At 67.2% G+C, this 23,726-nt stretch carries 23 protein-coding genes; 14 read left to right on the plus strand and 9 right to left on the minus strand.

Translation table 11 applies throughout. From position 1 onward, the window contains the following. Positions 1-18 precede the first annotated feature (18 nt). The 5 genes from SMA01S_RS15400 (at position 19) to SMA01S_RS15420 (ending at position 2,781) form a co-directional block, all read left to right on the plus strand. The gene (locus SMA01S_RS15400) at positions 19-486 is read left to right on the plus strand and encodes a PTS sugar transporter subunit IIA (RefSeq protein WP_066824192.1); all 468 of its coding nucleotides are present in this window, start codon (positions 19-21) and stop codon (positions 484-486) included. Then, positions 476-946: a PaaI family thioesterase gene (locus SMA01S_RS15405; RefSeq protein WP_066824195.1), complete on the plus strand. Its 471-nt coding sequence runs from the start codon at positions 476-478 to the stop codon at positions 944-946. The genes SMA01S_RS15400 and SMA01S_RS15405 overlap by 11 nt, the downstream gene beginning before the upstream one ends. Beyond that, a complete protein-coding gene (locus tag SMA01S_RS15410; protein ID WP_066824198.1) occupies positions 943-1,278 on the plus strand; it encodes a DUF1491 family protein in 336 nt (111 codons plus the stop codon). Before SMA01S_RS15405 ends, SMA01S_RS15410 begins: the two co-directional genes overlap by 4 nt. Before the next feature lie 157 nt (positions 1,279-1,435). Then, entirely contained in the window at positions 1,436-2,110 is a 675-nt protein-coding gene (locus SMA01S_RS15415; RefSeq protein WP_066824201.1) for a cell wall hydrolase, read from the plus strand. A 170-nt stretch (positions 2,111-2,280) separates the two neighbouring features. Continuing rightward, the gene (locus SMA01S_RS15420) at positions 2,281-2,781 is read left to right on the plus strand and encodes an MmcB family DNA repair protein (RefSeq protein ID WP_066589447.1); all 501 of its coding nucleotides are present in this window, start codon (positions 2,281-2,283) and stop codon (positions 2,779-2,781) included. 220 nt (positions 2,782-3,001) lie between these two features. Here the strand turns inward: SMA01S_RS15420 and purH are convergent, their stop codons facing one another. Genes purH through SMA01S_RS24615 form a run of 5 tightly spaced genes read right to left on the minus strand, consistent with a single transcriptional unit; the run spans position 3,002 to position 8,476 of the window. Beyond that, positions 3,002-4,579: a bifunctional phosphoribosylaminoimidazolecarboxamide formyltransferase/IMP cyclohydrolase gene (purH, locus tag SMA01S_RS15425; RefSeq protein WP_066824204.1), complete on the minus strand. Its 1,578-nt coding sequence runs from the start codon at positions 4,577-4,579 to the stop codon at positions 3,002-3,004. A gap of 49 nt (positions 4,580-4,628) precedes the next feature. Further along, a complete protein-coding gene (locus SMA01S_RS15430) occupies positions 4,629-6,353 on the minus strand; it encodes a heparinase II/III family protein (RefSeq protein ID WP_066824208.1) in 1,725 nt (574 codons plus the stop codon). Further along, positions 6,350-7,012, minus strand: a complete 663-nt coding sequence (rpe, locus tag SMA01S_RS15435) for a ribulose-phosphate 3-epimerase (RefSeq protein ID WP_066824209.1) — start codon at positions 7,010-7,012, stop codon at positions 6,350-6,352. Before rpe ends, SMA01S_RS15430 begins: the two co-directional genes overlap by 4 nt. 8 nt (positions 7,013-7,020) lie before the next feature. Next, entirely contained in the window at positions 7,021-8,274 is a 1,254-nt protein-coding gene (locus SMA01S_RS15440; protein WP_084250347.1) for an RsmB/NOP family class I SAM-dependent RNA methyltransferase, read from the minus strand. After that, entirely contained in the window at positions 8,267-8,476 is a 210-nt protein-coding gene (locus tag SMA01S_RS24615; RefSeq protein WP_157093971.1) for a hypothetical protein, read from the minus strand. Before SMA01S_RS24615 ends, SMA01S_RS15440 begins: the two co-directional genes overlap by 8 nt. 75 nt (positions 8,477-8,551) lie before the next feature. Between SMA01S_RS24615 and SMA01S_RS15445 the strand changes: the two genes are divergently transcribed. Then, positions 8,552-8,710 (plus strand): DUF1674 domain-containing protein, encoded by a 159-nt coding sequence (locus SMA01S_RS15445; protein ID WP_084250349.1) that lies wholly within the window; start codon positions 8,552-8,554, stop codon positions 8,708-8,710. Positions 8,711-8,741: 31 nt separating this feature from the next. Here the strand turns inward: SMA01S_RS15445 and nudC are convergent, their stop codons facing one another. Genes nudC through SMA01S_RS15460 form a run of 3 tightly spaced genes read right to left on the minus strand, consistent with a single transcriptional unit; the run spans position 8,742 to position 11,994 of the window. After that, positions 8,742-9,614 carry an NAD(+) diphosphatase gene (gene nudC, locus SMA01S_RS15450; RefSeq protein ID WP_066824215.1) on the minus strand — a complete coding sequence of 291 codons (873 nt, stop codon included), beginning with the start codon at positions 9,612-9,614 and terminating at the stop codon, positions 8,742-8,744. Further along, on the minus strand, positions 9,611-10,948 hold the full coding sequence (locus SMA01S_RS15455; protein WP_066824218.1) for a serine hydrolase domain-containing protein: 1,338 nt from the start codon (positions 10,946-10,948) through the stop codon (positions 9,611-9,613). Before SMA01S_RS15455 ends, nudC begins: the two co-directional genes overlap by 4 nt. Then, positions 10,948-11,994 (minus strand): A/G-specific adenine glycosylase, encoded by a 1,047-nt coding sequence (locus tag SMA01S_RS15460; protein WP_439654313.1) that lies wholly within the window; start codon positions 11,992-11,994, stop codon positions 10,948-10,950. The genes SMA01S_RS15455 and SMA01S_RS15460 overlap by 1 nt, the downstream gene beginning before the upstream one ends. A 14-nt stretch (positions 11,995-12,008) precedes the next feature. Here SMA01S_RS15460 and SMA01S_RS15465 point away from each other — a divergent pair, with 14 nt between their 5' ends. From SMA01S_RS15465 to smc, 4 genes are read left to right on the plus strand one after another with little or no spacing between them, the layout of a single operon-like run. Then, entirely contained in the window at positions 12,009-12,605 is a 597-nt protein-coding gene (locus tag SMA01S_RS15465) for a DUF721 domain-containing protein (RefSeq protein WP_066824221.1), read from the plus strand. Continuing rightward, entirely contained in the window at positions 12,602-13,330 is a 729-nt protein-coding gene (locus SMA01S_RS15470) for a thioredoxin domain-containing protein (protein WP_245649298.1), read from the plus strand. The genes SMA01S_RS15465 and SMA01S_RS15470 overlap by 4 nt, the downstream gene beginning before the upstream one ends. Positions 13,331-13,351: 21 nt before the next feature. After that, positions 13,352-14,095, plus strand: coding sequence for a DsbA family protein (locus tag SMA01S_RS15475; protein ID WP_066824226.1), 744 nt, complete (start codon positions 13,352-13,354; stop codon positions 14,093-14,095). A gap of 31 nt (positions 14,096-14,126) precedes the next feature. Beyond that, entirely contained in the window at positions 14,127-17,525 is a 3,399-nt protein-coding gene (smc, locus tag SMA01S_RS15480; RefSeq protein ID WP_066824229.1) for a chromosome segregation protein SMC, read from the plus strand. A 105-nt stretch (positions 17,526-17,630) separates the two neighbouring features. On the opposite strand, the gene SMA01S_RS15485 is transcribed toward smc, so the two are convergent. Next, a complete protein-coding gene (locus tag SMA01S_RS15485; RefSeq protein WP_066824232.1) occupies positions 17,631-19,055 on the minus strand; it encodes a peptide MFS transporter in 1,425 nt (474 codons plus the stop codon). Between the two features lie 67 nt (positions 19,056-19,122). On the opposite strand from SMA01S_RS15485, the gene SMA01S_RS15490 reads away from it, so the two are divergent. The 4 genes from SMA01S_RS15490 to SMA01S_RS15505 all read left to right on the plus strand — a co-directional run bounded on the left by SMA01S_RS15490 (position 19,123) and on the right by SMA01S_RS15505 (position 23,636). Beyond that, positions 19,123-19,761, plus strand: coding sequence for a hypothetical protein (locus SMA01S_RS15490; protein ID WP_157093972.1), 639 nt, complete (start codon positions 19,123-19,125; stop codon positions 19,759-19,761). Continuing rightward, complete coding sequence (locus SMA01S_RS15495; protein ID WP_066824237.1) at positions 19,758-21,128, plus strand: peptide MFS transporter; 1,371 nt, start codon at positions 19,758-19,760, stop codon at positions 21,126-21,128. The genes SMA01S_RS15490 and SMA01S_RS15495 overlap by 4 nt, the downstream gene beginning before the upstream one ends. Before the next feature lie 52 nt (positions 21,129-21,180). Beyond that, on the plus strand, positions 21,181-22,146 hold the full coding sequence (locus SMA01S_RS15500; RefSeq protein ID WP_066824240.1) for an aspartyl protease family protein: 966 nt from the start codon (positions 21,181-21,183) through the stop codon (positions 22,144-22,146). Positions 22,147-22,217: 71 nt separating this feature from the next. Next, entirely contained in the window at positions 22,218-23,636 is a 1,419-nt protein-coding gene (locus SMA01S_RS15505) for a M20/M25/M40 family metallo-hydrolase (protein WP_066824243.1), read from the plus strand. Positions 23,637-23,726: the final 90 nt, after the last annotated feature.

Here is a 23,726-nt window from a genome sequence, read left to right on the forward strand (position 1 = left end):
TCACCGGAAGATAGCGATATGATCGACCTGTCGGACCTGGTCCGGCCTGAGGCGGTTGCCGAGGGGCTGGCGGCGGCGAGCAAGAAAGTGCTGTTCCAACAGCTCGGCGCGCTCGCCGCGTCGGCCTATGGCATCGACGCCAAGGCCGCCGCCGAGGGACTCGCCCAGCGCGAGAAGCTCGGCTCGACCGGGTTCGGCGGCGGTATCGCCATCCCGCATACGCGGATCGAAGGCATCGAGGCGATTCACGGCGTGTTCGTCGAGCTGACGCGGCCGATCGATTTCGCCGCAGTCGACGATCTGCCGGTCGACCTGGTGTTCGCGCTGTTTTCGCCGCCCGATGCCGGCGCCGCGCACCTCAAGGCGTTGGCGCGGGTGTCGCGGTTGCTGCGCAACGCCGCGTTCGTCGCCAAATTGCGCGGCGCCGGGTCGAAGGACGCGCTCTATTTCCTGCTGACCCAGGACGAGGCCAGGGATGCCGCCTGAATCGGGTGGGACCGATTCAGGCGCCCAGGCGCATTTCCGCGCCCTTGAGTCGCTCTACGCCGCGGCGCCGATCAACCGATTATTCTCATCGCGACTCGAAATCCCCGAAAGCGGGGTGGCGCGGATCCATTTCGACATCGACGAGCGATATTATCATGCCGGCGGCGCGGCGCACGGCACGAGCTATTTCAAGATGCTCGACGACGCCGCTTTCTATGCCTGCAACAGCCTGGTCTCCGATCGTTTCCTGCTGACCACCGCGTTCAACCTGCTGTTCACCCGACCGTTAAAGGCAGGGCCGGTGATCGCCGAGGGCAAATGGGTCAGCGGCCAGCGCCGCGTCTTCGTCGGCGAGGCACGGCTGATCGACGATCATGGCGAAGAAGTCGCGCGCGGTACCGGCACCTTCATGCGCTCGTCGATCGCGCTGGCCGGCTTGCCCGGCTATCGTTCGGCGTGAGTGCGCGGCTGGCGACCGGCGCGCTGGTCAACGCGCTGGTTCGCCGCGCGAACCAGGCAGGCGGTTTCGCCACCGTCCTGGCCAAGGGCGATACGACCGCCGGCGCCGTGCTGGTAGTGGCGCAGGATCGCGGACAGAATGCTCGGTTGTGGGAACGGGGGATCGGCCCGAGCGGCGATGTCGAGTTGATCGCTGTCGGTCCGGAGGGCGACGCCCAGGCGCTGACCGATTATTGGACGAAACGCCGCCGAAACGACCCCGACCTCTGGGTAGTGGAACTGGATATCCCGCAGGCGGAACGCTTCGCCGCTGAAACCCTGGTCGGCAATTGACTTGCTGCGCCGCACAATTCAAGGGATTATTCACCAATTATCCGCGTTGTACCGCGATGGGGTGCGATCCCTAACGGTTACGCAGTCGGGTGGTGGTCCGGGCGATCCTTTTTCTTGCGATCGCGTCCGCGCCCCAACCGCACTTTAGCAAGCCTAAATGCTGTTTTCCTCTCGCGCCGCGAACCTCGCGGCGACGTTCATTGCACTAACCACGCTCGCCGGTCTCACCGTCTCGAGCAAGGCCCTGGGTGCGGATCGCGACGCTTCGCTGATCCCGGCAATCGCCACCACGGCCACCAGCACTACCGCCATCAACCCGTCAGTCCCCAAGCCGGTTCCATCGATCGATCCGGCTGACAGCGCGACGACCTCCTCCGATGAGGTCCGTTCGGCGGCGCCGGCGCCTGCGCCCGGTCTCCAATTCGCCAGCCTGGCCGCCGCGGTTGCGAGCCAGGATTTTACCGACGACGCCGATTCGGAACTGTCGTGCCTTGCCGGCGCGGTCTATTTCGAATCCAAGGGCGAGCCGCTGTCGGGCCAGCTCGCGGTCGCCAACGTGATCCTCAACCGCACCAATTCGGGCCGCTTTCCGCGCACGATCTGCGGTGTGGTCAAGCAGCCTGGGCAATTCTCGTTCATCCGCGGCGGCTCGATCCCGGCGATCCGCTCGGCCGCGCAATATCGGACCGCGATGGCCATCGCGCAGATCGCGATGGACAAGGAATGGGACAATCCGACACCCGGCGCGCTCTATTTCCATGCCCGCCGCGTCTCGCCGGGTTGGGCCCGGCCGCGCGTCGCGACCATCGGCAACCACATCTTCTTTCGCTGATTTGATGCGCTAGCGCGCATGCGCGGCACCAGCCCGCTCCCCCACCCGGCCGCCCATATGATACTTCCGTTGGGCGGCCGGGTGGGGAGCGGGCCGGTGCTGCTCGTTCGGCGTGAGCCGGACCAAAAACGCGTCTTCCCGATGTTGCCATAATGTTCTAAAGCGGGGAGATGCTCGATGCGTCTCCCCGCTGTCCTCCGACAGGAACCGAGGCGCTGTGCGCGGCTGATGTCGCGCGCGGCGTCATTCGCATGCTCGCGCGCCACGATCTCGCGGCGATGACCGAAGTCCCGCTCGATGGCGGCCGCCGCGCCGACATCATGGCGATCGATTCGCGCGGGCAGATCGTCATCGTCGAGATCAAGGTGTCGCGGGCCGATCTGCTCGGCGACGGCAAATGGTTCGACTATCTCGACCATTGCGACCGCTTCTTCTGGGCAGTGCCCGACGGCTTCGACCACGGGCCGCTCCACGGCGAGGCGTTCCTGCCCGAGCGGTCGGGCGTGATCATCGCCGACCGCTACGATGCCGCGATCCTGCGCGAAGCGGCAACGCATCCACTGAGCACGCCGGGGCGTAAGAAGTGCACCCTCGCCTTTGCACGGCGCGCGGCGCGGCGGGCTAGCGGGCTGGCCGATCCCGAACTGGGGTTCCTGCTGCAGGCCGAGTGATTTTTGAGTCACGCAAAGGCGCGAAGGCGCAAAGTTTTTTCGCGCAGAGGCGCAGAGAGCGCAGAGTTTTAGAGAGCCTCGCTTTGCGAGGCTCGCCGTCCAATCATCGCAAATGAGTCCACCGGCAGCGCAGAGCTGAAACGCCTCTGCGCCGTCCGCGCCTCTGCGCGATATCAGTCCACTCTTCTTTGCGCCTTCGCGCCTTTGCGTGAATCAAAAATCAGTGCCGGAAGTGGCGCATTCCGGTGAACATCATCGCCAGCCCAGCTTCGTCGGCTGCGGCGATGACCTCGTCGTCGCGGATCGATCCGCCCGGCTGGATCACCGCAGTAGCGCCCGCTTCGACCGCCGCCAGCAACCCGTCGGCGAACGGGAAGAACGCATCCGACGCCACTGCCGACCCGATCGTCCGCGGCGTCGCCCAGCCTGCCTTGTCGGCGGCATCCTTGGCCTTCCATGCGGCGATGCGCGCGGACTCCAGCCGGTTCATCTGGCCCGCGCCGACACCGGCGGTGGCACCGTCCTTGGCGTAGACGATCGCGTTCGACTTGACGTGCTTGGCGACGGTCCAGGCGAACAGGCAATCGGCCAGTTCCTGCGGGCTCGGCTGGCGCTTCGTGACGGTTTTCAGATCGTCGGCGGTGATGCGGCCATTGTCGCGGCCCTGGATCAGCCAGCCACCGGTGATCGACTTGGCGTCGAACCCGCCGCGTGCCGGATCGGGCAATTCGCCGGTCAGCAGCAGGCGCAGATTCTTCTTCGCCGCGAACAAAGCGAGCGCTTCCTCATCGGCATCGGGTGCGACCACCACTTCGGTGAAGATCCCGGTGATCTGCCGCGCCGTGGCGGCGTCGAGCGGGCGGTTGACCGCGATGATTCCGCCGAACGCCGACACGGTGTCGCACGCAAAGGCCTCGGCATAGGCCGTTTCCAGGTTCGCGGCGGTGGCGACGCCGCATGGATTGGCGTGCTTGACGATGACGCAGGTCGGCTCGGCGTCGCGGAACTCGGCGACCAGCTGCAGCGCGGCGTCGGCGTCGTTGAAATTGTTGTAGCTGAGCTCCTTGCCCTGGACCTGGCGCGCCTGGCCGATGCCGCGCGCCGAGGGGCCGGCATGGCGGTAAAAGGCGGCCTGCTGATGCGGATTCTCGCCATAGCGCAGCACGGTCGGCTGGTTGAGCACGAGCGGCAGCGTCTCGGGGAACATCTGGCCCTGGTCGGCGAAACCGAACCAGCTCGCGATCATCGAATCATAGGTCGCGGTCGCGGCGAATGCCTTGGCGGCGAGCTTCTTGCGCTCGTCGAGCGTGGTCTCGCCCTTTTCCAGCAGCGCATAATCGGCGGGATCGGTGACGATCGCGACGAACGCATGGTTCTTCGCCGCCGAGCGCACCATCGATGGGCCGCCGATATCGATATTCTCGATGATCTCGTCGCGGCCGGCGCCTTTCGCCACGGTCTGCGCGAAGGGATAGAGGTTGACCACGACCAGATCGATCGCGCCGATCGCATGCTCGTCCATCGCTTTCGCGTGCTCGGGGTCGTCTCGCACCGCGAGCAGGCCGCCATGGACCATCGGGTGGAGCGTCTTGACCCGCCCGTCCATCATCTCGGGGAAACCGGTCAGGTCGGACACGTCGCGGACGGTCAGCCCGGCGTCGCGTAAAGCCTTGGCGGTCCCGCCCGTGGAGACCAGTTCGACTCCTTTCGCCGCGAGCCCCGTCGCGAGCTCGACGATTCCGGTCTTGTCCGAAACGGACAGCAGCGCCCGCCGGATGGGGACGATGTCGGTGGCCATGGCGAATTCCTGTGCTGGGCTGGGAAGCAGACGCCGCCCCCATTGCCGATCAGGTCGCGCGCTTCAAGGCCCAGCTGATATTCTCGCCGCCCGCCGCCGCTTCACCGCCGACCACGAGTTGCTGGGTGGAGACCGGCCGTCCATCGGGGTCGATCCACAAACTCTCCTCGATCGTCAGCGTGCCGCCGCGACAGCGGAACTGCCACAGCCGCCCCGAGGGCAAGCGCAACAATGCCGCCATGCCGTCAGCGGTCGGCGCCGCTTCGACCCCTGCCCCCAGGTGGAAGCGGATCGCGAACGGGATCGTGCCGACCTTGCGCTTGCGCCCGGCCGGCAACAGCATGTCGTCTCCCCGCAATTCTCGGCCGTCGCCCGCCAGCAGCAATTGGCGGCGGTGGAGGAAGCCGAACCGCCGGGCATAACCGTCATGGCTCGCCTCCAGCCGGCTGGCGCCATTGCTTTCCTGCCGCGCCAGCTCGACCTCGGCGACGCCCTTGCCCAGCGTGCCATCGGCATGGATCGCGGTCGAATTGCTGTCGCCGACCACCAGGGTCGAATGCGCCGCGGTGGTGCGCAGCCCTTCGGAAAGCGTCGCCGGAATCTGCGCGATCGCCGCGCGCGCACCACCGCAATTGACGATCAGCCGCTCGGCGCCGTCGGACATTTCGAACGCCAGGGTCGACGCACAGCCGCCCTCGGCCAGCCGCGATACCGGCGGCGGGGCGGCATCGACGATCACCACCGCCTCGCCCTGCGCCAGCCGCTGATAGCCCCAGTCGCGCGCCTGGCGCAGCGGACGCGCGCGCACGCCGGTCGCCGCGATGATCTCGTCGATCCGCTCGCCGCGGATCGGGCCGCCGCCTTGCCAGCTCGACAGGCCATGATCGCCGTGACACACGCCTTGCAACGCGGGGACCATCCGGCCGAGCGCGGCGGACAAGGTTGCCGGTGGCGCCAGTCGCCGTGCGGTATAGGCCTCGCGCAGCGCGGTCAGCAGCATGATGATGTCGACCTGGGCCAGCGGCGCGCGCGCGATCACGCCGCCATCCTCGTACACCGCGCCTTCGATCGCCTTTTCCAGCCCATCCTCGCCGATCTGGCGGCGCGGATCGCCGCCCGGAATCAGCAGCCCGGCGCAAATCACGCCGCACCATGCCGCGATCCGTGCGACCCCGGCGGGCGCCTTGTCGGCGCTGCGATCGAGGTGCCGCGCGCCGCGTGCCAGCGTGTTGAGTACCTTGCTGCGATAGACCAGATCGGACGACGACAGGATCAGCGGCGCATGCGCGGTCCAGTGGAGAATGCGGCGTCCCCACAATTCCGGTGTCCAGGCGGGTTCGCTGACCTTGTCGGCATGGACTTCCAGCCACAGTCGCATGATCGTCTCGGCGATCGGCACGCCGACCGGTCGCGTCGCCACCGTCGATAGATCGCGCAGCCAGGCGAAGCTGTGGAGGTGATGCGCCAACGGCTTCGACCAATCCGGCTTGGCGAAATCGAGATCGGCGATCGCCACGCTGTCGCCGCGCAGCGCGATGCGTCCGTCGAGCAGCGCATTGCCGCGGCGCGCATCGCCGACGAATGGATCCTCGGGCACCGCGACCAGCTTGAGCGGATGGCGGCCGCGCAGCCGAAGGGCATGAAGCGGGGTGCGCCAGGCAAGCTTGCGAAAACGTTCGGCAACCCGATCGGCCAGCGACAGGCCAGCGCTGCTCCCGATGCGGATCAGCCGCTTTCCTTCGTCGATCCCGTCTGGCGCGCGCTCCTCGCTCACCCGCCCCTCAACGCCGCGATATTGGCGGCATAGGCGCTTGGCCCGCCGCGGAAAGTGGCAGTGCCCGCGACCAGCGCATCGGCACCCGCCGCGATCACCTGGGGCGCGGTCTCGCGATCGATCCCGCCATCGACTTCCAGGTCGACATCGAGCCCCTGCTTGTCGATCATCTTGCGGATCGCTTCGATCTTGCGCAGCGCCGAAGGAATGAAGCTCTGTCCGCCAAAGCCCGGATTGACGCTCATCACCAGCACCAGATCGACTTCCTCGAGCAGATAATCGAGCGCCTTGGCCGGGGTCTGCGGGGTCAGTACGACGCCGGCGCGCTTGCCCAGGCTGCGGATGTGGCGAAGGCTGCGATGGGTGTGCGGCCCCGCCTCGACATGGATCGAGATCGTGTCGGCGCCCGCTTCGGCGAACTGGTCGAGATAGGGATCGACCGGCGCGATCATCAGATGGACGTCGAGCGGCTTGGCGGTGTGCGGGCGGATCGCCTTCACCACTTGCGGCCCGATCGTGATGTTGGGGACGAAATGTCCATCCATTACATCGACATGGATCCAGTCGGCGCCGGCGGCATCGATCGCGCGGACTTCCTCGCCCAGTTTCGCGAAATCGGCGCTGAGGATCGACGGGGCAATGCGGACGGGATGGGACATGCCCTGCTCTAACCAGCCCTCGCGAATCGGGCAATGAAGAAGCCGTCGCAACCGCCCTGTTCTTCCAGCGCGCCTGGCAGAATGCGTACCCAGCCGCGCGGATCGGGGGCGATACCGGCGGGCAGTTCGTCGATCCGGACCGGATCGATGGCGAAATCGCGATTGGCGGCAAGGAACGTCTCGACTTGCTCCTCGCCTTCCTCGCGCTCGAGCGAGCAGGTTGCGTAGACGAGCTTGCCGCCCTTTTTCACCCAACCTGCCGCCTGGACGAGCAACTGGCGCTGCAAATGCGCCGCTTCCTCGATGATCGCGGGGTGGACACGGTGGAGCACGTCGGGATGGCGGCGGAAGATGCCGGTCGCGCTGCACGGCGCGTCGAGCAGCACCGCATCGACCGGCGCCGGCGGCGACCAGAAAGCGACGTCGGCGGCGACGATCTCCGCCTTCAGATGCGTACGCGCCAGATTGTCGCGAAGTCGTGCCAGACGACTTTCCGAGGCGTCAATCGCGGTGACGTTCCACCCGGCAGCGGCGAGTTGCATCGTCTTGCCGCCGGGCGCGGCGCAGGCGTCGATCGCGGTTCCCGGTCCCTTCCCCAGCAGGCGCGCGGGGATCGCCGCGGACAGATCCTGCACCCACCAATCGCCCTCGGCAAAGCCCGGCAGATCGGGAATCGCGGTGCCGCGCGGCAGGCGGCGCTGGCTGGGCATCAGTTCGAGGCCCTCGGGCCCCTCCTCCCCGCTTAGGGTCAGATCGACCGGCGGCGGTTCGGCGATCGCGCGTCGTGCCGCCTGCACCACGTCGTCTCCCCACGCCGCCTGCCAGCGCGCGGTGACCGCATCGGGCAAGCTCGGCGGTTCGGGCAAGGTCGCCTTGCGCCGGTCGAGCGTGCCGAACACGCCATGGACCAATTTGCGCGGACCGCCATCGACCAGCGGCAGCACGGTCGAGATCGCCGCATGTCCCGGCGTGCCGAGTCGCAACGCCTGGGCGAGCGCAATGCGCAGCGCGAACCGCGCCTTGGCGTCATGCGGCAATGGCCGTTGCGTCGCCGAATCGATCAACGCGTCGAGGTCGGGTAGATGCCGCAGCACTTCCGCCGCGATCGCACGGGCAAGCGCGCGGTCGTTATCCGCCTTCAGGCTGGAGAGCACGCGCGGCGCCGCCTGATCGATCGTCTCGCCGCGGCGAAGCACGGCGTCGAGCAGGCGAAGCGCGGCCTGGCGGGCGGGGACTCCGGGGGGAAGCGGGGAATTAGACAAGCAGGAAATATCCGATCGTGAAGAGCGCGGCGATCCCGACAAGCCAGATGATCAGGCCCACGGCGATTGCGGCGATTTGATTGACCGGCCGATGCGGCCTGATCATTTTCAGCACGAGCGCGCCCGTACCCCACAGCACTGTGTCGACAATCGCATCGACAAACAATTCTGCTATTAAACTGCCCAAAAGGCCCTCCGGCACGATCGGCTATTGCGCCGACCGCTTGCTGCTCCAATGTGGCCCGTCGACGACCAGCGTTCAATCAATGGACCCATCATGCCCCGCCCCCCGCACGTCAAGCCGCCCGCCTACCTTACGCCGAGCCCACCGGTGCCTGAGCCAGAAAAGGTAGAGCCGTCCGAAAAGGATCCGCTCGACAAGGATCCGACGCGCTATGGCGACTGGACGCTGAAGGGCATCGCGGTCGATTTTTAGGATCGCATGCGCTCATGCGACGAGGACGAGCTTACCCCTCCTCCACCCATGCGGTCAGCAAGGTATGCGCGATCGCGTAATGCGGGGGCGACAGGAACGGCGCGGACGGATCGCCGGCCAGCGATTTCCGCACGTCTTCGCGGCTGACCCACATCGCGTCCTGCAGCTCGTGCGGATCGATCGTGATGACGTCGTCCTCCGCCTCGCCGATGCAGGCCATCATCAATGATGAGGGGAACGGCCAGGGCTGGCTGGCGATATAGCGGACGTTGCGGACGCGGACGCCGGCTTCCTCGAAGATTTCGCGCGCGACCGCTTCCTCGATCGATTCGCCCGGCTCCATGAACCCGGCCAGCGCCGAATAGCGCCCCGCCGGCCATTGCGGTCCGCGCCCGACCAAGGCGCGGCCCGCATGTTCGGCGATCATGATCACCACCGGGTCGGTGCGCGGGAAATGCTCGGCGCCACAATTCGGGCAAAGCCGCCCCCAGCCGCCGCGGAACATCGTCGTCTGCGTCCCGCAATTGGCGCAGAATTGATGCCGGCTATGCCAGTCGAGCACGCTGCGCGCCGCGGCATAGGTTTCCGCTTCTTCCGGCCGCATCAGGTCGAGTGCGCGGAACAGACTGGGCGAGCGTCCGGCCGGCGCGCGCATGCCCGGAACATAAGCGGCGAAATGCGGCTTGCCGTCGATCAGGCCGAGCAGGATCAATTCGGCATCGTCGGGCGCGTCGGCCAGGCTGGTCCAGCCGAGCGTGCCGTCCTCCGCCACCTCGGGCTCGAAATTGTCGAGCTTGAGCAGCCTGGCGCGCCAGTCGCCCATCGCCGCCGCCAGTTTGTCGGCGTCGTGACGCAGCGGGTCGGCCCGGTCGAGCGGGCTGCCGGTGAAGCCGGGGCGAATCACTTGGTCTTGAAACGCTGCATGTCGCTGATCAGCGACTTTACCGTCTCGTCGCGGATCGGCCATTTGTCGGCGGGGAAGTAATTGACCATGATCGTGCCGCGGATTTTCTTGACCGGGTTGACCCAGGCCGCGGTGCCCGCCGCCCCGCCCCAGCCATAAGTGCCAACCCCCATCGAATTCGCTTTGTCCTCCAGCACCACCGATCCGCCGGCGCCGAAGCCCATCTTCGGTCCCGAGGTTCCGCCGGTCGCGCCGCCCACGCCGCCGAACTCGACTCCAGCGGGCAACAGATTCGACATGGCAAGCTTGGCGGTCTCGGGCTTCATGATGCGGACGCCGTCGAGTTCGCCATAATTCTGCAGCATGTGCAGGAACGTGTCGTAATCGCGCGCCGACATGACCAGCCCGGCACCGCCATAAGGAAAGCTGGGCGACGACAGATAGGCCGAGGTCGCCGCCGGATCGAGCGCGAAGAGCTTGTCGCCGGGCAGGAACGCGTAATTGGTCGACAACCGCCCGACCTCGCTCGCCGGCACGGACCAATAGCTCGACTTCATCTTGAGCGGGTCGAAAATGCGTTGCTGGACGAATGCCTCGAACCGCATCCCGCTGGCTTTCTCGATCACCGCGCCCATCAGGTCGAGCCCGATCGAATAGCTCCACTTGGTGCCCGGATCGGCGATCAGCGGCACCGTCGCGACCCGGTTGGCGAATTCCTGCAGCGATGCGGGACGCGTCTTGCGCGCATCGACCTCCATCGCCGCATTGACCTGGCCGGGGGTGAGACCCTTGTCCATATAAAGCTGGAGCAACGGGCCCTTGGTGATGATGTTATAGCCCAGGCCCGCAGTATGCGTCAGCAGGTTGCGGATCGTGATCGGGCGGACGGCCGGGCGGCTGTCGACCGTATTCTCGTTGAGCTGGACGCGCATCGTCTTGAACGCGGGCAGGAAGTCGCTGACCGGTTCGTCGAGCTTCATCTTGCCTTCTTCGATCAGGATCATCGCCGCTATCGCGGTGATCGGCTTGGTCATCGAATAGACCCGCCACAGGCTGTCCGGACCGGCCGGCGCGGCATTGGCGTCGTCCGCGATCTTGCCCGCCGAAACGAACATCGTTGGGGAGTTACCCGCGCCGAATGCGCCGACGATCCCCGGCATCTTGTTGGTGGCAATGTACGAAGCATACAGTGCCTGGGTTGCCGGCAGCGCACTGGTGACGGCGGGCGCGGCTGCCGGTGCGGCCAGCGGCACGCTCGCGGTCTGGGCGATGCCCGCGCCGGTCAGCAGCGCGATCGTCGCGGTGGCGGTGAGGAAAGGGGTCAGGCGAATCATCAAGGCTCTCCCGTCGCGCTCGCCGCCTTGGCGAAGACGGTCGGCAGACCCGCTTCCCCCAGCGACTCGATCGGCCACCAGATGGCGCCGTCGGGCGCTGCATGGCGATCGATCGCCGCGGTCGCAAGCACGAGTTGCAATCTGAAATGGGTGAAGACGTGCTCGACCGTCGCGGGGAGCAGGCGCCAATCGGCGCGCGCGGGCGCATCGGCCAGACCGGGCGGCTCGGCGCTCCACGGCCCGGTCGGCAGCGCGCGCATGCCGCCGAGCAATCCCTTGGGCGGTCGGCGCACCAGCAGCACGTCGCCGCCATTGCGTGCCCAGAAGATCGTGCCGTGTCGCGTCGGCTTGGCCGCTTTGGCCGGCTTGACCGGATAGACCTCCTGATCGCCGGCGGCATATGCCGCGCATCCGTCGCGCAGCGGACATAACAGGCATTTGGGCGCGCGCGGGGAGCAGATCGTGGCGCCCAGGTCCATCATCGCCTGGGCGAAATCGCCGGCGCGGACGGCTGGGGTGAGCGTCGCTGCGGCGGGGCGGATCGCGGCCTTGTCTGCCAGCCGGAACAATCGCGCGACGACGCGCTCGACATTGGCGTCGACCACCGTCGCGGGCTCGTCGAACGCGATCGCGGCGATCGCGGCGGCGGTATAATCGCCGATCCCGGGCAGTGCCCGCAACTCGGTCTCCGAGCGCGGAAATTCGCCGCCATGCTCGGCGACCACGGCGCGCGCGCAGGCGACCAGGTTGCGCGCCCGGGCATAATAGCCGAGCCCCGCCCAGGCCGCCATGACGTCAGCTTCGTCCGCCCGGGCCAGGCTGGCGAAATCGGGCCAGCGCGCGACCCAGGCGGCGAAGCGCGGCCCGACCGTCGCGACCGTCGTCTGTTGCAGCATCACTTCGGACAGCCAGACCCGATAGGGATCGGCACGTTCGCCCGGTCCGGCACGCCACGGCAGGGTGCGGCGATGCGCGTCGTACCAGCGCAGCAACGCCGGCGCCACGAAACCGGACAGAGATGGTGCGGAAGGAAGCTTGGCGGCCACCCCGCGGCTATGGCATGGATGGCCGAATGAGCAAGCGCGCCACTCCGAAAGGCCCCGCCAAACCCGCACTCGCCAAGGATTCTGGGCGTCCCCGGGGCGGACCGGCGCGCGCGGTCGGTGACTTGCTGCCCCAGGTCGGCGGCGCGGCGTTCCGCCGGTTCGGCTTCGTTCAGTCGGGAATCGTCACGCGTTGGGCGGAAATCGTCGGCCCCAAATATGCCGGCGTCTCATCGCCCGAATCGATCCGCTTCCCGCCGGGCAAGAAAGCCGAGGGGGTGCTCACCGTCACGGTAAAGGGCGCGCATGCGGCGATGATGCAGCATATCGCGCCCGAAATCGTCGAGCGGGTCAATCGCTTCTTCGGCTATGCGGCGGTTGCACGGCTCAACCTCAAGCAAGGCAGGATCGCCGAGCGCCCGTCGCGTGCCGCGCCGCCCAGCCTGCGGCCTGCGCCGATCCCGCCCGCCGAGCTCGGCCCCGGTCTGCGCGCGATCGCCGATCCGGAATTGCAGGCCGTGCTCGCCGCACTCGCCGCCGGCGTTGCGGGTAATCGCGGCATCCCTGTCCTTGGGCCCGTCAAAGTGCCCGTCATCGGAAAGACCGAGAAATGATCCGTTCGTTGATGGTACTGGCGCTGATTGCCGGGCTCCCGCTGGCTGCCGGCGCCGCGACCAAGGCACCGGCGAAGAAGGCGGTGGCGGCCAAGCGCGCGCCGGCCAAGGTCAATTGGATCACTGTCGTCGCCGCGACGCCCGAAGGCGGGATGCGGATGGGCAACCCCAATGCCAAGGTGAAGCTGATCGAATATGGTTCGCGCACTTGCCCGCATTGTGCGCTGTTCGACAAGGAAGGGCTTCCCGTGCTCAAGGCCGGGCCGATCGCCGCGGGCAAGCTCAGCTACGAATTCCGCGACTATCCGGTCCATGGCGCGTTCGACTTGGGGCCGATCCTGCTCGGCCATTGCGTCTCGCCGGCGCAATTCTTTCCGTTGCTCGATGCGATGTTCGCCAACCAGCAGGCGCTGACCGCCAAGGCGCAGGCAGCCGAAACCAAGGTCCAGGCGATGACCAACCCCACGCCCAATCAGATCGCGACCAGTTTCGCGACCGATCTCGGCTATGTCGATTTCGTCAAGCGCCGCGGCATGGCGCCGGCGCGAGCGCAGGCGTGTCTCGCCGCGCGCGCCGGTGTCGACCGCATCGTCGCGGTTACCAACGCCGCCGAGAAGCAATATTCGATCAGCGGCACCCCGACCTTCGTGATCAATGGCACCAAGGCCGATAACGTCTATGACTGGGCGGCATTGCAGCCGCTGCTTGCCGCCGCCGGCGTCTGAATTTTCCCAAGGGAGTAGTACATGAAGATCTTGCCCCTTTTCGCCGCTCTGCCGCTGCTGGCGCTCGCCGCTTGTGGCGGGACGGGCAGCGACGCCAACAGCTCGACGCCCGCGGCGCCGGTCGCCGCCAAGCCGGCGCCCGCCGGGACGTCCTGGGTCGACACGGTCAGCAAGACCCCTGAAGGCGGCATGCGGATGGGCAATCCCGACGCGCCGATCAAGATCGTCGAATATGGATCGCGCGCCTGCCCCTATTGCGGCAAGTTCGATCAGGAAGGATTCCCGGCGCTCAAGGCGAAGTACATTTCCGCCGGCAAGGTCAGCTACGAATTCCGCGAATATCCGGTCCATGGTCCGCTCGACCTCGGTCCGATCCTGCTCGGCCAATGTTCGGGCGACACCGCGACCTTCTTCCCGATCCTCGATCAGATGTTCGCCAACCAGCAGACCCTGCTGACCAACGAGCAGGCGGTGTCGGCCAAGGTCCAGGCGGCGCAGGGCGCGACCCCCAATCAGGTGGCGACGATGTATGCCGAGGGGCTGGGCTATCTCGACTTCATGAAACAGCGCGGCCTGCCCGAGGACAAGGCGCGCGCCTGCCTCAACGACAAGGCGGCGATCGACAAGATCGTCGAACGCACCAAGTTCGCCAACGACAAGTTCCAGATCAGCGGCACCCCCACCTTCATCATCAATGGCGAGAAGCTCAACGATGTCGGCGACTGGGCGACGCTCGAACCCGTGCTCAAGGCACGGGGCGCCTGATCGCTGACAATGCCGGGGGGCCATTGATCGGATGCAGATAAAGCGGCTGAGGCTGTCGGGGTTCAAGAGCTTCGTCGACGCGGCCGATCTCCGCATCGAACCGGGGCTGACCGGCGTGGTCGGCCCCAATGGCTGCGGCAAGTCCAACCTGCTCGAGGCGCTGCGCTGGACGATGGGCGAGAACAGCCCAAAGTCGATGCGCGGCGCCGGCATGGACGACGTCATCTTCGCCGGCACCGACAAGCGCACCGCGCGCGATTTCGCCGAAGTCTCGATCCTGGCCGAGATCGACGGCAGCGAGACCGAAGTGGTGCGGCGGATCGAGCGCGGCGCGGGATCTGCCTATCGCATCGACGGGCGTGACGTCCGCGCCAAGGACGTCGCCTTGCTGTTCGCTGATGCCGCGACCGGCGCGCATTCGCCGGCGTTGGTCAGCCAGGGGCGGATCAGCGCGGTAATCTCTGCCCGGCCGACCGAGCGTCGCGCGATGCTCGAAGAGGCGGCAGGGATCGCCGGCCTCCATGTCCGCCGCAAGGATGCCGAGCAGAAACTGCGCGCGACCGAAGCCAATCTACTGCGGCTCGACGAGATCATGGCCGACCAGGAAGCGCGCGCCTCGGCGTTGCGGCGCCAGGCGCGCCAGGCCGAACGCTATCGCTTGCTGTCAGACCAGATCCGCGTTGCCGAAGGGCGGATGATCTTCGCGCGCTGGCGCGACGCAGCATCAGCGGCCGATGCCGCCAAGGCCGAAGCCGCGCAATGCGAGGAGAAGGTAGCGGCAGCGGCCGAGGCACAACGTGCTGCCACCGCGCACCAGCATGCTGCGACCGAAGCGCTGGGCGATGCCCGTGCGGCGGCGACCGCGGCGCGCGAGGCGGCGAGCGAAGCCGCGCATGCGCTCGCCGCCTCGCGCGCCGAACACAGTGCCGCCGAACGGCGAATCACCGAACTGGCCGGGCAACGCGGCCGGATCGCGGAGGACCGCGATCGCGAAGGCGCGCTGGCCGTCGACGCCGCCGAGGCGCTGGCGCGGCTCGATGCAGAGACAAAGATGCTGGCGAAGCGCGCCGACGAAGCGGCGGCGCGGTTGCCCGCGCTCGATGCGACGCTCGCCGAGGCCGAGCGCGCGGCGCGCGACGCCGATGTCGCGCTGGCGCAGGCGATGAGCCGCCAGGCCGCCGAACTCGCCGATGCCCGCGTCGCCGAAGCGGCAGCAATAGCCGCCAAGGCGCGGCACGACCGCGCGCTGCGCGACCAGGCGATGCAGGCGGCCGAATTGAAGGCATTGGGCGACACCGCGCCGCTGCGCGACGAGCGCGATCGCGCGATCAAGACACGTGCCGACGCGCTCGATTCGGCGGAGACCGCGCGCGGCGCCCGCGCCCGTGCCGACGCCGACGAACGTACCGCGCAGGAAGCGCGCGACGCCGCCGAACAGGCGCGAGCGGCCGCGCGCGCCGAACTCGCCACGATCGAAAGCGAAGTGCTCGCGCTCGAAAAGGCGACGCGGCCGTCGGGACGCGACAAGCTGCTCGATCATGTCCGCGCCGAACCCGGCTATGAACGCGCGCTGGCGGCGGCGTTGGGCGATGACCTCGAAACCGGGCTCGACGCCAATGCCGACCGCTATTGGGCCGGGGCCGAGCCGCAGCCGGGCGACCCGTCGGCTCAGGGCCTGACCCGCCTCGCCGACCATGTCGAGGCGCCGGCAGCCCTCGCGCGACGATTGGCGCAAGTGCTGGTGGCCGAACAGGATGAAGGCCGTGCGCTCGCGGTCGGGCAGCGGCTGGTGACGCTCGGCGGTACGCTCCGGCGCTGGGACGGCTATGTCGCCAAGTCGGGCGGCGCCGCTGCGGCCGAACGGCTCGAGCGGATCAACCGTCTCGCCGCGCTCAACAAGGCGCGCCCCAAGGCGCAAGGCGCGGTCGAGAAAGCCAATGGCCAGCTCGATGAGGCCGAACGCCGCATCGCGTCCGCCCGTGCCGATGCGCAAGCCGCGCGGGCCTCGCTCGAGCGTGCCGAGAATGCCGCGCGCGAGGCGAGTCGCGCCGAGGATCGCGCCACCGCGCAGCTCGAACGGATCGAAGCGCAGCGCGCCGATCTCGAGACGCGGGCGCGCCGGGTGGCGGCCGAAGCCGGCGAGGCGGAAGCCGAATTGGCGCGTGCAGAAGCGGCACGCGCCGCCTTGCCCGATGGCGCCGACACCCGCGCCGCGGTGGCGCGGCTCCAGGCCGAAGCCGAGGCACGTCGGGCCAACGCCTCCAACGCACGTACCGACCGCGCTCAACTCGATCGCGCGATCGCCGCCGATCGCGAGCGGCTCGCGGCGGCCGAAGCCGAGCAAAAGGGCTGGAAATCACGCGCCGGCGAAGCAGCCAAGCGCATCGCCGACATGGACAAGCGCGAGGCGCAACTCGCCGCTGAGGCCGAGGCGGCGGAAGCGCGCCCGGCGCAACTTGCCGCGCAGATCGCGGATCAGGAGGCGCGCCATGCCGAGCTGCGCGCCGCCGCCGAGACCGCGGCGGTCGACGAGCGCGAGGCCGAAGCGCGCGTCCGCACGACCGAGGAGGCGGGCCGCATCGCCGCCGAGGCGCTGTCACTGGCGCGAGAAGCGCGTGCCGGGGCGGCCGCGCGCGCGGAGAATCAGGATTTGCGCCGCGTCGAGATGGCGCGGCTGTCGGGCGAGCGTTTCGCCTGCCCCCCGCCCTTGCTCGGCGAGCGCGTCGGCTTCGATCTCGATCAGGTCGGCGATCCGCAGGACGAATCGGTCCAGCACGACAAATTGCTGATCGATCGCGAACGGCTCGGGCCAGTCAATCTGGTCGCGGAAACCGAACTCGCCGAACTCGATGCGCAGCGGACCGACGCAGCCGTCGAGCGCGACGAACTCGGCCAGGCGGTCGCGCAGTTGCGCGGCTCGATCGGGACGCTCAATCGGGAGGGGCGGCAGCGCCTGCTCGCCGCGTTCGAGGCGGTCAACGGCCATTTCCAGCGGCTGTTCACGACCCTGTTCAACGGCGGCGCGGCGCGGCTCGAACTGGTCGATTCGGACGATCCGCTCGAAGCCGGGCTCGAGATCATGGCGCAGCCGCCGGGCAAGAAATTGCAATCGCTCACCTTGCTGTCGGGCGGCGAGCAGGCGCTGACCGCGGTCGCGCTGATCTTCGGCCTGTTCCTGACCAACCCCGCGCCGATCTGCGTGCTCGACGAAGTCGACGCGCCGCTCGACGACGCCAATATCGAACGCTTCTGCGACCTGCTCGACCGCATGACCCAGGAAACCGCGACGCGCTATCTGATCGTCACGCACAATGCGGTGACGATGAGCCGCATGCACCGCCTGTTCGGCGTGACCATGGTCGAACGGGGCGTCAGCCGGCTGGTGTCGGTCGACCTGGGCGGCGCGGAGAGTTTGCTGGCGGCGGAATAGTCAAAGCCCCTCCCCTTTAGGGGAGGGGTCGGGGGTGCGGCGGTGCGGCAAGCGACATCGCCTGCGGATAGGCCCCACCCCAACCCCTCCCCTGAAGGGGAGGGGCTAAATAGCCGGGCTCTCCACCACCTCCGGCAACAGCAACTTCCCGAACACCAGCTTGATCGCCACGAACACCGCCGCCGCGCCCAGAATCGCGCCGACATGGATTCCCCAGAATTGCCCCGCCGGCATGATCTCCAGCCAGCCGCCGACCACGCCGACCAGATAATTGGCCAGCGCCAGGAACAGGTAATAGATGCCGACGACGGTCCCAGAGATCGCCCGCGGCGCGGCCCGCGAATAGAGCGCGAGGCTGACCGGAAAGACGTTGGCGAAGCCCAGATTGTTGAGCGTGTTGACCGCGAGCGCGACCCATAGAGCCGGCTTGACCCCGGTCGCTTCGTGGCGGCTGGCGACGATCATCACCAGCAGGAAGGCGGAAGACGAGATCAGGCAGCCGATGATCAATTTGCTCATCTCGTCGGGCTCGCGCCAATGCCGCGCATACCAGCGCCAGAACGCCACTGCCCCGGCCAGCGTCACGAACCCGGTAAAGGCGTCGAACGAGACCAGGAACGAGGTCGGCATGCGATGCCCGAACAGCATGAATTCGTAGGATCGGTCGGCCCAGACCAGATAGGCGTTGAACATCTGCTGGTTGCCGATCGCGCTGACCGCCAGCACCGGAACCATGAACAGCAGCAGGATCAGCACGACGATATCGCGCCGCGTCATCGCCGCCCGTGGTGCGGCCGATGCGCGCGCCGCGCGCCGCTCGGTCAGCGGATCGGGCGGCAGATGCCGGCGACCCGCCAGATAGATGACCAGACCGATCACCATCCCGACCCCGGCCGCGCCGAATCCCCAATGCCAGCCGACTTCCTCGCCCAGCGCCCCGCACACCAATGGCGCGAAGAACGCACCGAAGCTGATGCCGATATAATAGATCTGGAACGCATCGGTCGCGCGGCCGTCGCCCGGCGCGTAGAGCGCGCCGACCTGGCTCGCGAGATTGCCCTTGAGGCAACCGACGCCGAGCACCAGCAACAGCAAGGCGAGCAGGAACGACACGTCGAATGCCATCAGGAAATGGCCCGCCGCCATCAACAGCGCGCCGATCGTCACCGTTGTGGTCTTGCCCAGCCAGCGATCGGCCAGCAGCCCGCCCAGGATCGGGGTGACATAGACCAGCATCGTGTAGGTGCCGAAGATGTGCGAGGCGAGCGCCTGGGTGTTGGGCGGCGCGCCATAGATGCCCGCCAGCACAGTGCTGAACCAGCCGAACCCGACGATATGCTCGACATGCGGCGCCAGCAGCAGCGCCTTGACCATGTACAGCACCAGCAGGGTCTGCATGCCGTAATAGGAAAAGCGCTCGAACGCTTCGGTGAAGGCGATGACCGGCAGGCCGACCGGATGTCCAAGGAACTCGCGACGATGCGGCAGGTCGACGGGCCGCGACCCGGCATCCGGTTCTTCGATCGTCATTCCTGCTACCTCAATATGGGTTCGCGATGTACCGTAGCGCCCAAGATGCTCAGGGAGAAGGATGGGGATGCGACTGCCCGTACGCCTCGCTCTTGCCGCTGTCGCGGCGCTCTTCCTGTCGAGTTGCTGGTGGGTCGGCGCGCCTTTCTACAAAGGCAATCCGGCCGATGCCGGACCGGTCCGACCCGGCGTCTACAAGGTCGACCTTCTGGGGGACGGCAAGCCGGCACATCTTGATCGGATCATATGGCAGCCCGATGGGACGATCCTCTTCACGCCGCTCCGGCCCCGGAAGGACGAGCAACCCTCGCGCCTCGTCATGGTACGCTTCGCGGTGACTGGGCGCGACCTGTGGATCGTCCAGGACATGCCGGAGGAAGGCCAGACCGAAGTGACCTATGGCCTGGCCGAGCTGCACGGCGAGGTGCTGTGGGTGTCACCGCTCATCGATTGCGATTCGACCGCAGAGATCGTGCGCGCGGCGGGAGGCGAGGTCGAAGAGGAAGCCGTGACCAATACCGAGGATTCCGACGCGCCGCTCACGACAAATTCGATCCAGGCGGTTCCGGCGGCCCCAGCGAAGCCGGTCGGCGGAGCGACCTGCCGTTTCAAGGATCAAGCCTCGCTTGAGCGCGCGCTACGTGCTTATATCGCGACCAATCCGCCGCTTCCGGAGCGGATCCGCTTCAAGAGGATCGGTGATTGACCGCTTCGACTGCCGACACCGCCTTTCTCGGTCATCCGCGCGGGGTCGCCTATCTCGCCTTCACCGAATGCTGGGAGCGGTTCAGCTATTACGGCATGACCTCGCTGCTGACGCTCTACATGGTCCAGCAATTGTTCCTGCCGGGTCATGCCGAGCATGTGCTGGGGCTGGCGGCGTTGCGGCAGGTGTTCAGCTGGCACGGCGCGCTCAGCGATGTCGCTTTCGCGTCGCTGATCTATGGCTGGTATGGCGGGCTGGTCTATTTCACCCCGATCCTGGGCGGCTGGATCGCCGATCGCTGGCTGGGGGCGAAGTCCACCGTCATCATCGGCGCCTTGCTGATGTGCGCCGGGCATCTCGCGATGGCGTTCGATGCCTCGTTCCTGCTCGCGTTGTTGTTGCTGATCCTCGGCTCGGGCTGCCTCAAGGGCAATATCTCGGCGCAGGTCGGCGAGCTCTATCCGGCCGAGGCGGAATCGCGGCGGACGCAGGGCTACACGATCTTTTCCGCGGGCATCAATGTCGGTGCCATCCTGGGGCCTTTGGCCTGCGGCGCGCTCGCCGCGGGTTATGGCTGGCATGCCGGGTTCGGCGCGGCGGCGGGGCTGATGCTGCTCGCTTTGGTCATCTACCTCGCCGGCCAGCGCCATCTTACCGGTCGCAGCCCGCGCGTCGACCGCGTCGCGCTGCCGCCGATGACCCCGGCCGAGCGCAAGCGGATGTGGTTGCTGATCCTGGTCGCCGCGATGACCCTGTTTCCCAACGTCGCCTATCCGATGATCTGGAGCATCGGCGTGCTGTGGGTCGACCAGCATGTCAGCCTGTGGACGCCATGGGGCAGTGTCCCGCCGTCCTGGTTCAACTCTATCGACCCGTTCGCCTCGGTCGTCGCGGTGCCGCCTTTGGTCGCTTTGTGGGCGTGGCAGGCGAAGCGCGGACGCGAACCGTCGGACGTCACCAAAATCGGGATCGGCGCGCTGCTGACCGGCGTCTCGGCGTTCGTGCTGGTCGCCGGCGCCTTGCTGACCGGCCCCGACGGCAAGACCGCCGTCTGGTGGGCGCTCGCCGGGTTCTTCGGCATGGGCGTCGCGTTCCTCTATTATTGGCCGGTCCTGCTCGCGCTGATCAGTCAGGCCGCGCCCAAACAGGTCACCGCGACCCTGATGGGCGGGGTGTTCCTGTCCTTCTTCCTGGGCAGCGTGATCATGGGCTGGGTCGGCAGCTTCTACGACACGATGAGCCCCGCCGCCTTCTGGGCGCTCGACGGGACGATCGGTCTGATCGGCGGGCTGTTGATGCTGGCCATCGCGCGACCCATCGCGCGAGCGCTGGAACCCGTGCCGGAGGGGGACGTCGAGGCCCACTGAGCACGCGCGAATTCGCTTGGTACAATACCGGAACAGGCGTACCATTCGCGTCATGCGCGGGTTTATCCCCTTGCTGGTCTTGGCCCTTGGCGCGGCGGGTGCCCCGTCGTCGGCCGATAGCGGCGTTCCCCAGGATCCGCCCGTGCTTCCCACGACCGGTGTGACCACCCCGGCGACGGCGTCCGAACTGCTCGGCTTCACCAATGCCGACCAGCGCATGACCGTTCCCGTGTCGATCGGCCCAAGCGGCCCCTATTCCTTCATCATCGATACCGGGTCGGAGCGCACGGTGGTGTCGCGCGAACTGGCCGACATCCTCAAGCTCGCCACCGGACGCCGCGTCCGCGTGACGACGATGGCGGGGCAAAGCGAGCTCGGCACCTACCAGCTGTCCGATCTTCGCGTGAACATGATCGCGCCCGACTTGATCGAGGCGCCCGCGGTCGAGGCGACCAATCTCGGCGCACCCGGCATGCTGGGCATCGACGCGCTCAAGGGTCACGCCGTGTCGATCGATTTCGACAAGAATGTGATGGAAGTTCGCGCGTCGAAGAAACGCGGCTTGGGCGGCAGCCCCGACGACATCGTGATCCGCGCCAAGAACCTCTATGGCCAATTGATCGTCACCGATGCCCGGTATCGCGGCAAGCGCATCTCGGTCGTGATCGACACCGGGTCGCCGGTGACCGTTGGCAACCTCGCCCTGCTCAAGCGCGTGAAGACCGAAAAGTCGCTCGGCACGGTCGCGCTGCAAGCGGTGACCGGCCAATATCTCCAGGCCGATTATCGCGTGATCGACTCACTCGAAATTGCCGGAGTCGGCTTCCACCAGCTGCCGATCGCCTTCGCCGATGCGGTGCCGTTCAAACGGTTCGGGTTGAGCGATACGCCGGCGTTGATGCTCGGGATGGATTCGCTGCGGCTGTTCCGCCGCGTCCAGATCGATTTCGCCAATCGCGAAATCCGCCTGACCTTGCCGCGCAACGTGATGGCGACCTCGGCGCGGATGCGTCCCTGACCTCGGGCGGTTGCGTGCCGCGTAGTTTCGCGCTCTAGTCTCCCCAGTCATCGCAACAATCGGGGGTCGGCATGCGCGCTTTGGGATGGATCATCGCGGCGGGTCTCGTCGCGCAACCAATGGTCTCGGCGGCAGCCGCGCCCGCGGCTGAGCTCCGCCCCGACCAGCAGGCGTTCTTCGGTCTCTACAAGGAGCTGGTCGAGACCAATACGGTGGTCGACATCGGCAGCTGCACTCAGGCGACCGCGCAGATCGCGGCGCGGATGAAGGCGGCGGGCTATACCGACAGCGAGCTGATTCCGTTTTCGGTACCCGATCATCCCAAGGACGGCGGCCTCGTCGCGGTGCTCAAGGGCAGCGATCCCAAGGCCAAGCCGATGCTGTTGCTGGCGCATATCGACGTCGTCGCCGCCAAGCGCGAGGATTGGGTCCGCGACCCATTCAAACTGATCGAGGAGAACGGCTTTTATTACGGCCGCGGTACAGTCGACGACAAGGCGATGGCGTCGATTTGGGCCGATTCGATGATCCGGTTCAAACAGAGCGGCTACAAGCCGAAGCGCACGATCAAGATGGCGCTGACCTGCGGCGAGGAGACCACCTATGCCTTCAACGGCGCCGAATGGCTGGCCAAGAACAAGCCCGATTTGATCGCCGCGGAATTCGCGCTCAACGAAGGCGGCGGCGGACGCTACAATGCCAAGGGCGAGCGCGAGTTGCTGGCGATCCAGGTCGGCGAGAAAGCGGCGCAGAACTTCACCTTCACCACCACCAATCCCGGCGGGCACAGTTCGCAGCCGGTGCCCGACAATGCGATCTACCAGCTCGCCGATGCGCTCCAGGCAGTGCGCGCCTATGAATTCCCGGTGAAGTTCACCGATACGACGCGTGCCTTCTTCACCGCGGTCGCGGGCGCGCCGCAGACGCCGGCGCCGATGGCCGCGGCGGTCAAGCGCCTGCTCGCCGACCCCAAGGATGACGAGGCGGACAAGATCGTCTCGCTCGACAAGGCGATGCATTCGACCTTGCGGACGACCTGCGTCGCGACCTTGCTCAACGCGGGCCATGCCGAAAACGCGCTGCCGCAAAAGGCGACTGCCAACGTCAATTGCCGCATCTTCCCGGGCGAAAGCGTCGACGGCACGCTCGCCAAATTGAAGGAACTGGCCGGGCCGAAAGTGACGGTGACCGCCAACCAGCCGGTCCGCCCGATCGGCATTCCGCCGACGCTCGATCCCAAGATCATCGGGCCGATGAAGACGCTCGCCGACAAATATTTTCCCGGCGTGCCGATGCTGCCCAGCATGTCGACCGGCGCCACCGACGGCATCTTCCTCGAAGCGATCGGCATCCCGACCTATGGCGCGCCCGGCGTGTTCATCGAATCCGACTTCAGCGGCATCCACGGGCTGAACGAACGCATCCGTGTCGAGTCGCTCTATGTCGGCCGCGATTACCTCTACGACCTGGTGAAGGCATATGCGGGATAGCCACACTCCCTCTCCCCTTGTGGGAGAGGGAAGGGGCCCGCTCGCGAAGCGAGTGGGAAGGGTGAGGGGGAGTCACGAGCGACGTCGCCT

Origin of the sequence: Sphingomonas mali NBRC 15500, assembly GCF_001598415.1 — a bacterium.
In the GTDB taxonomy this organism is placed as follows: Bacteria; Pseudomonadota; Alphaproteobacteria; order Sphingomonadales; family Sphingomonadaceae; genus Sphingomonas; species Sphingomonas mali.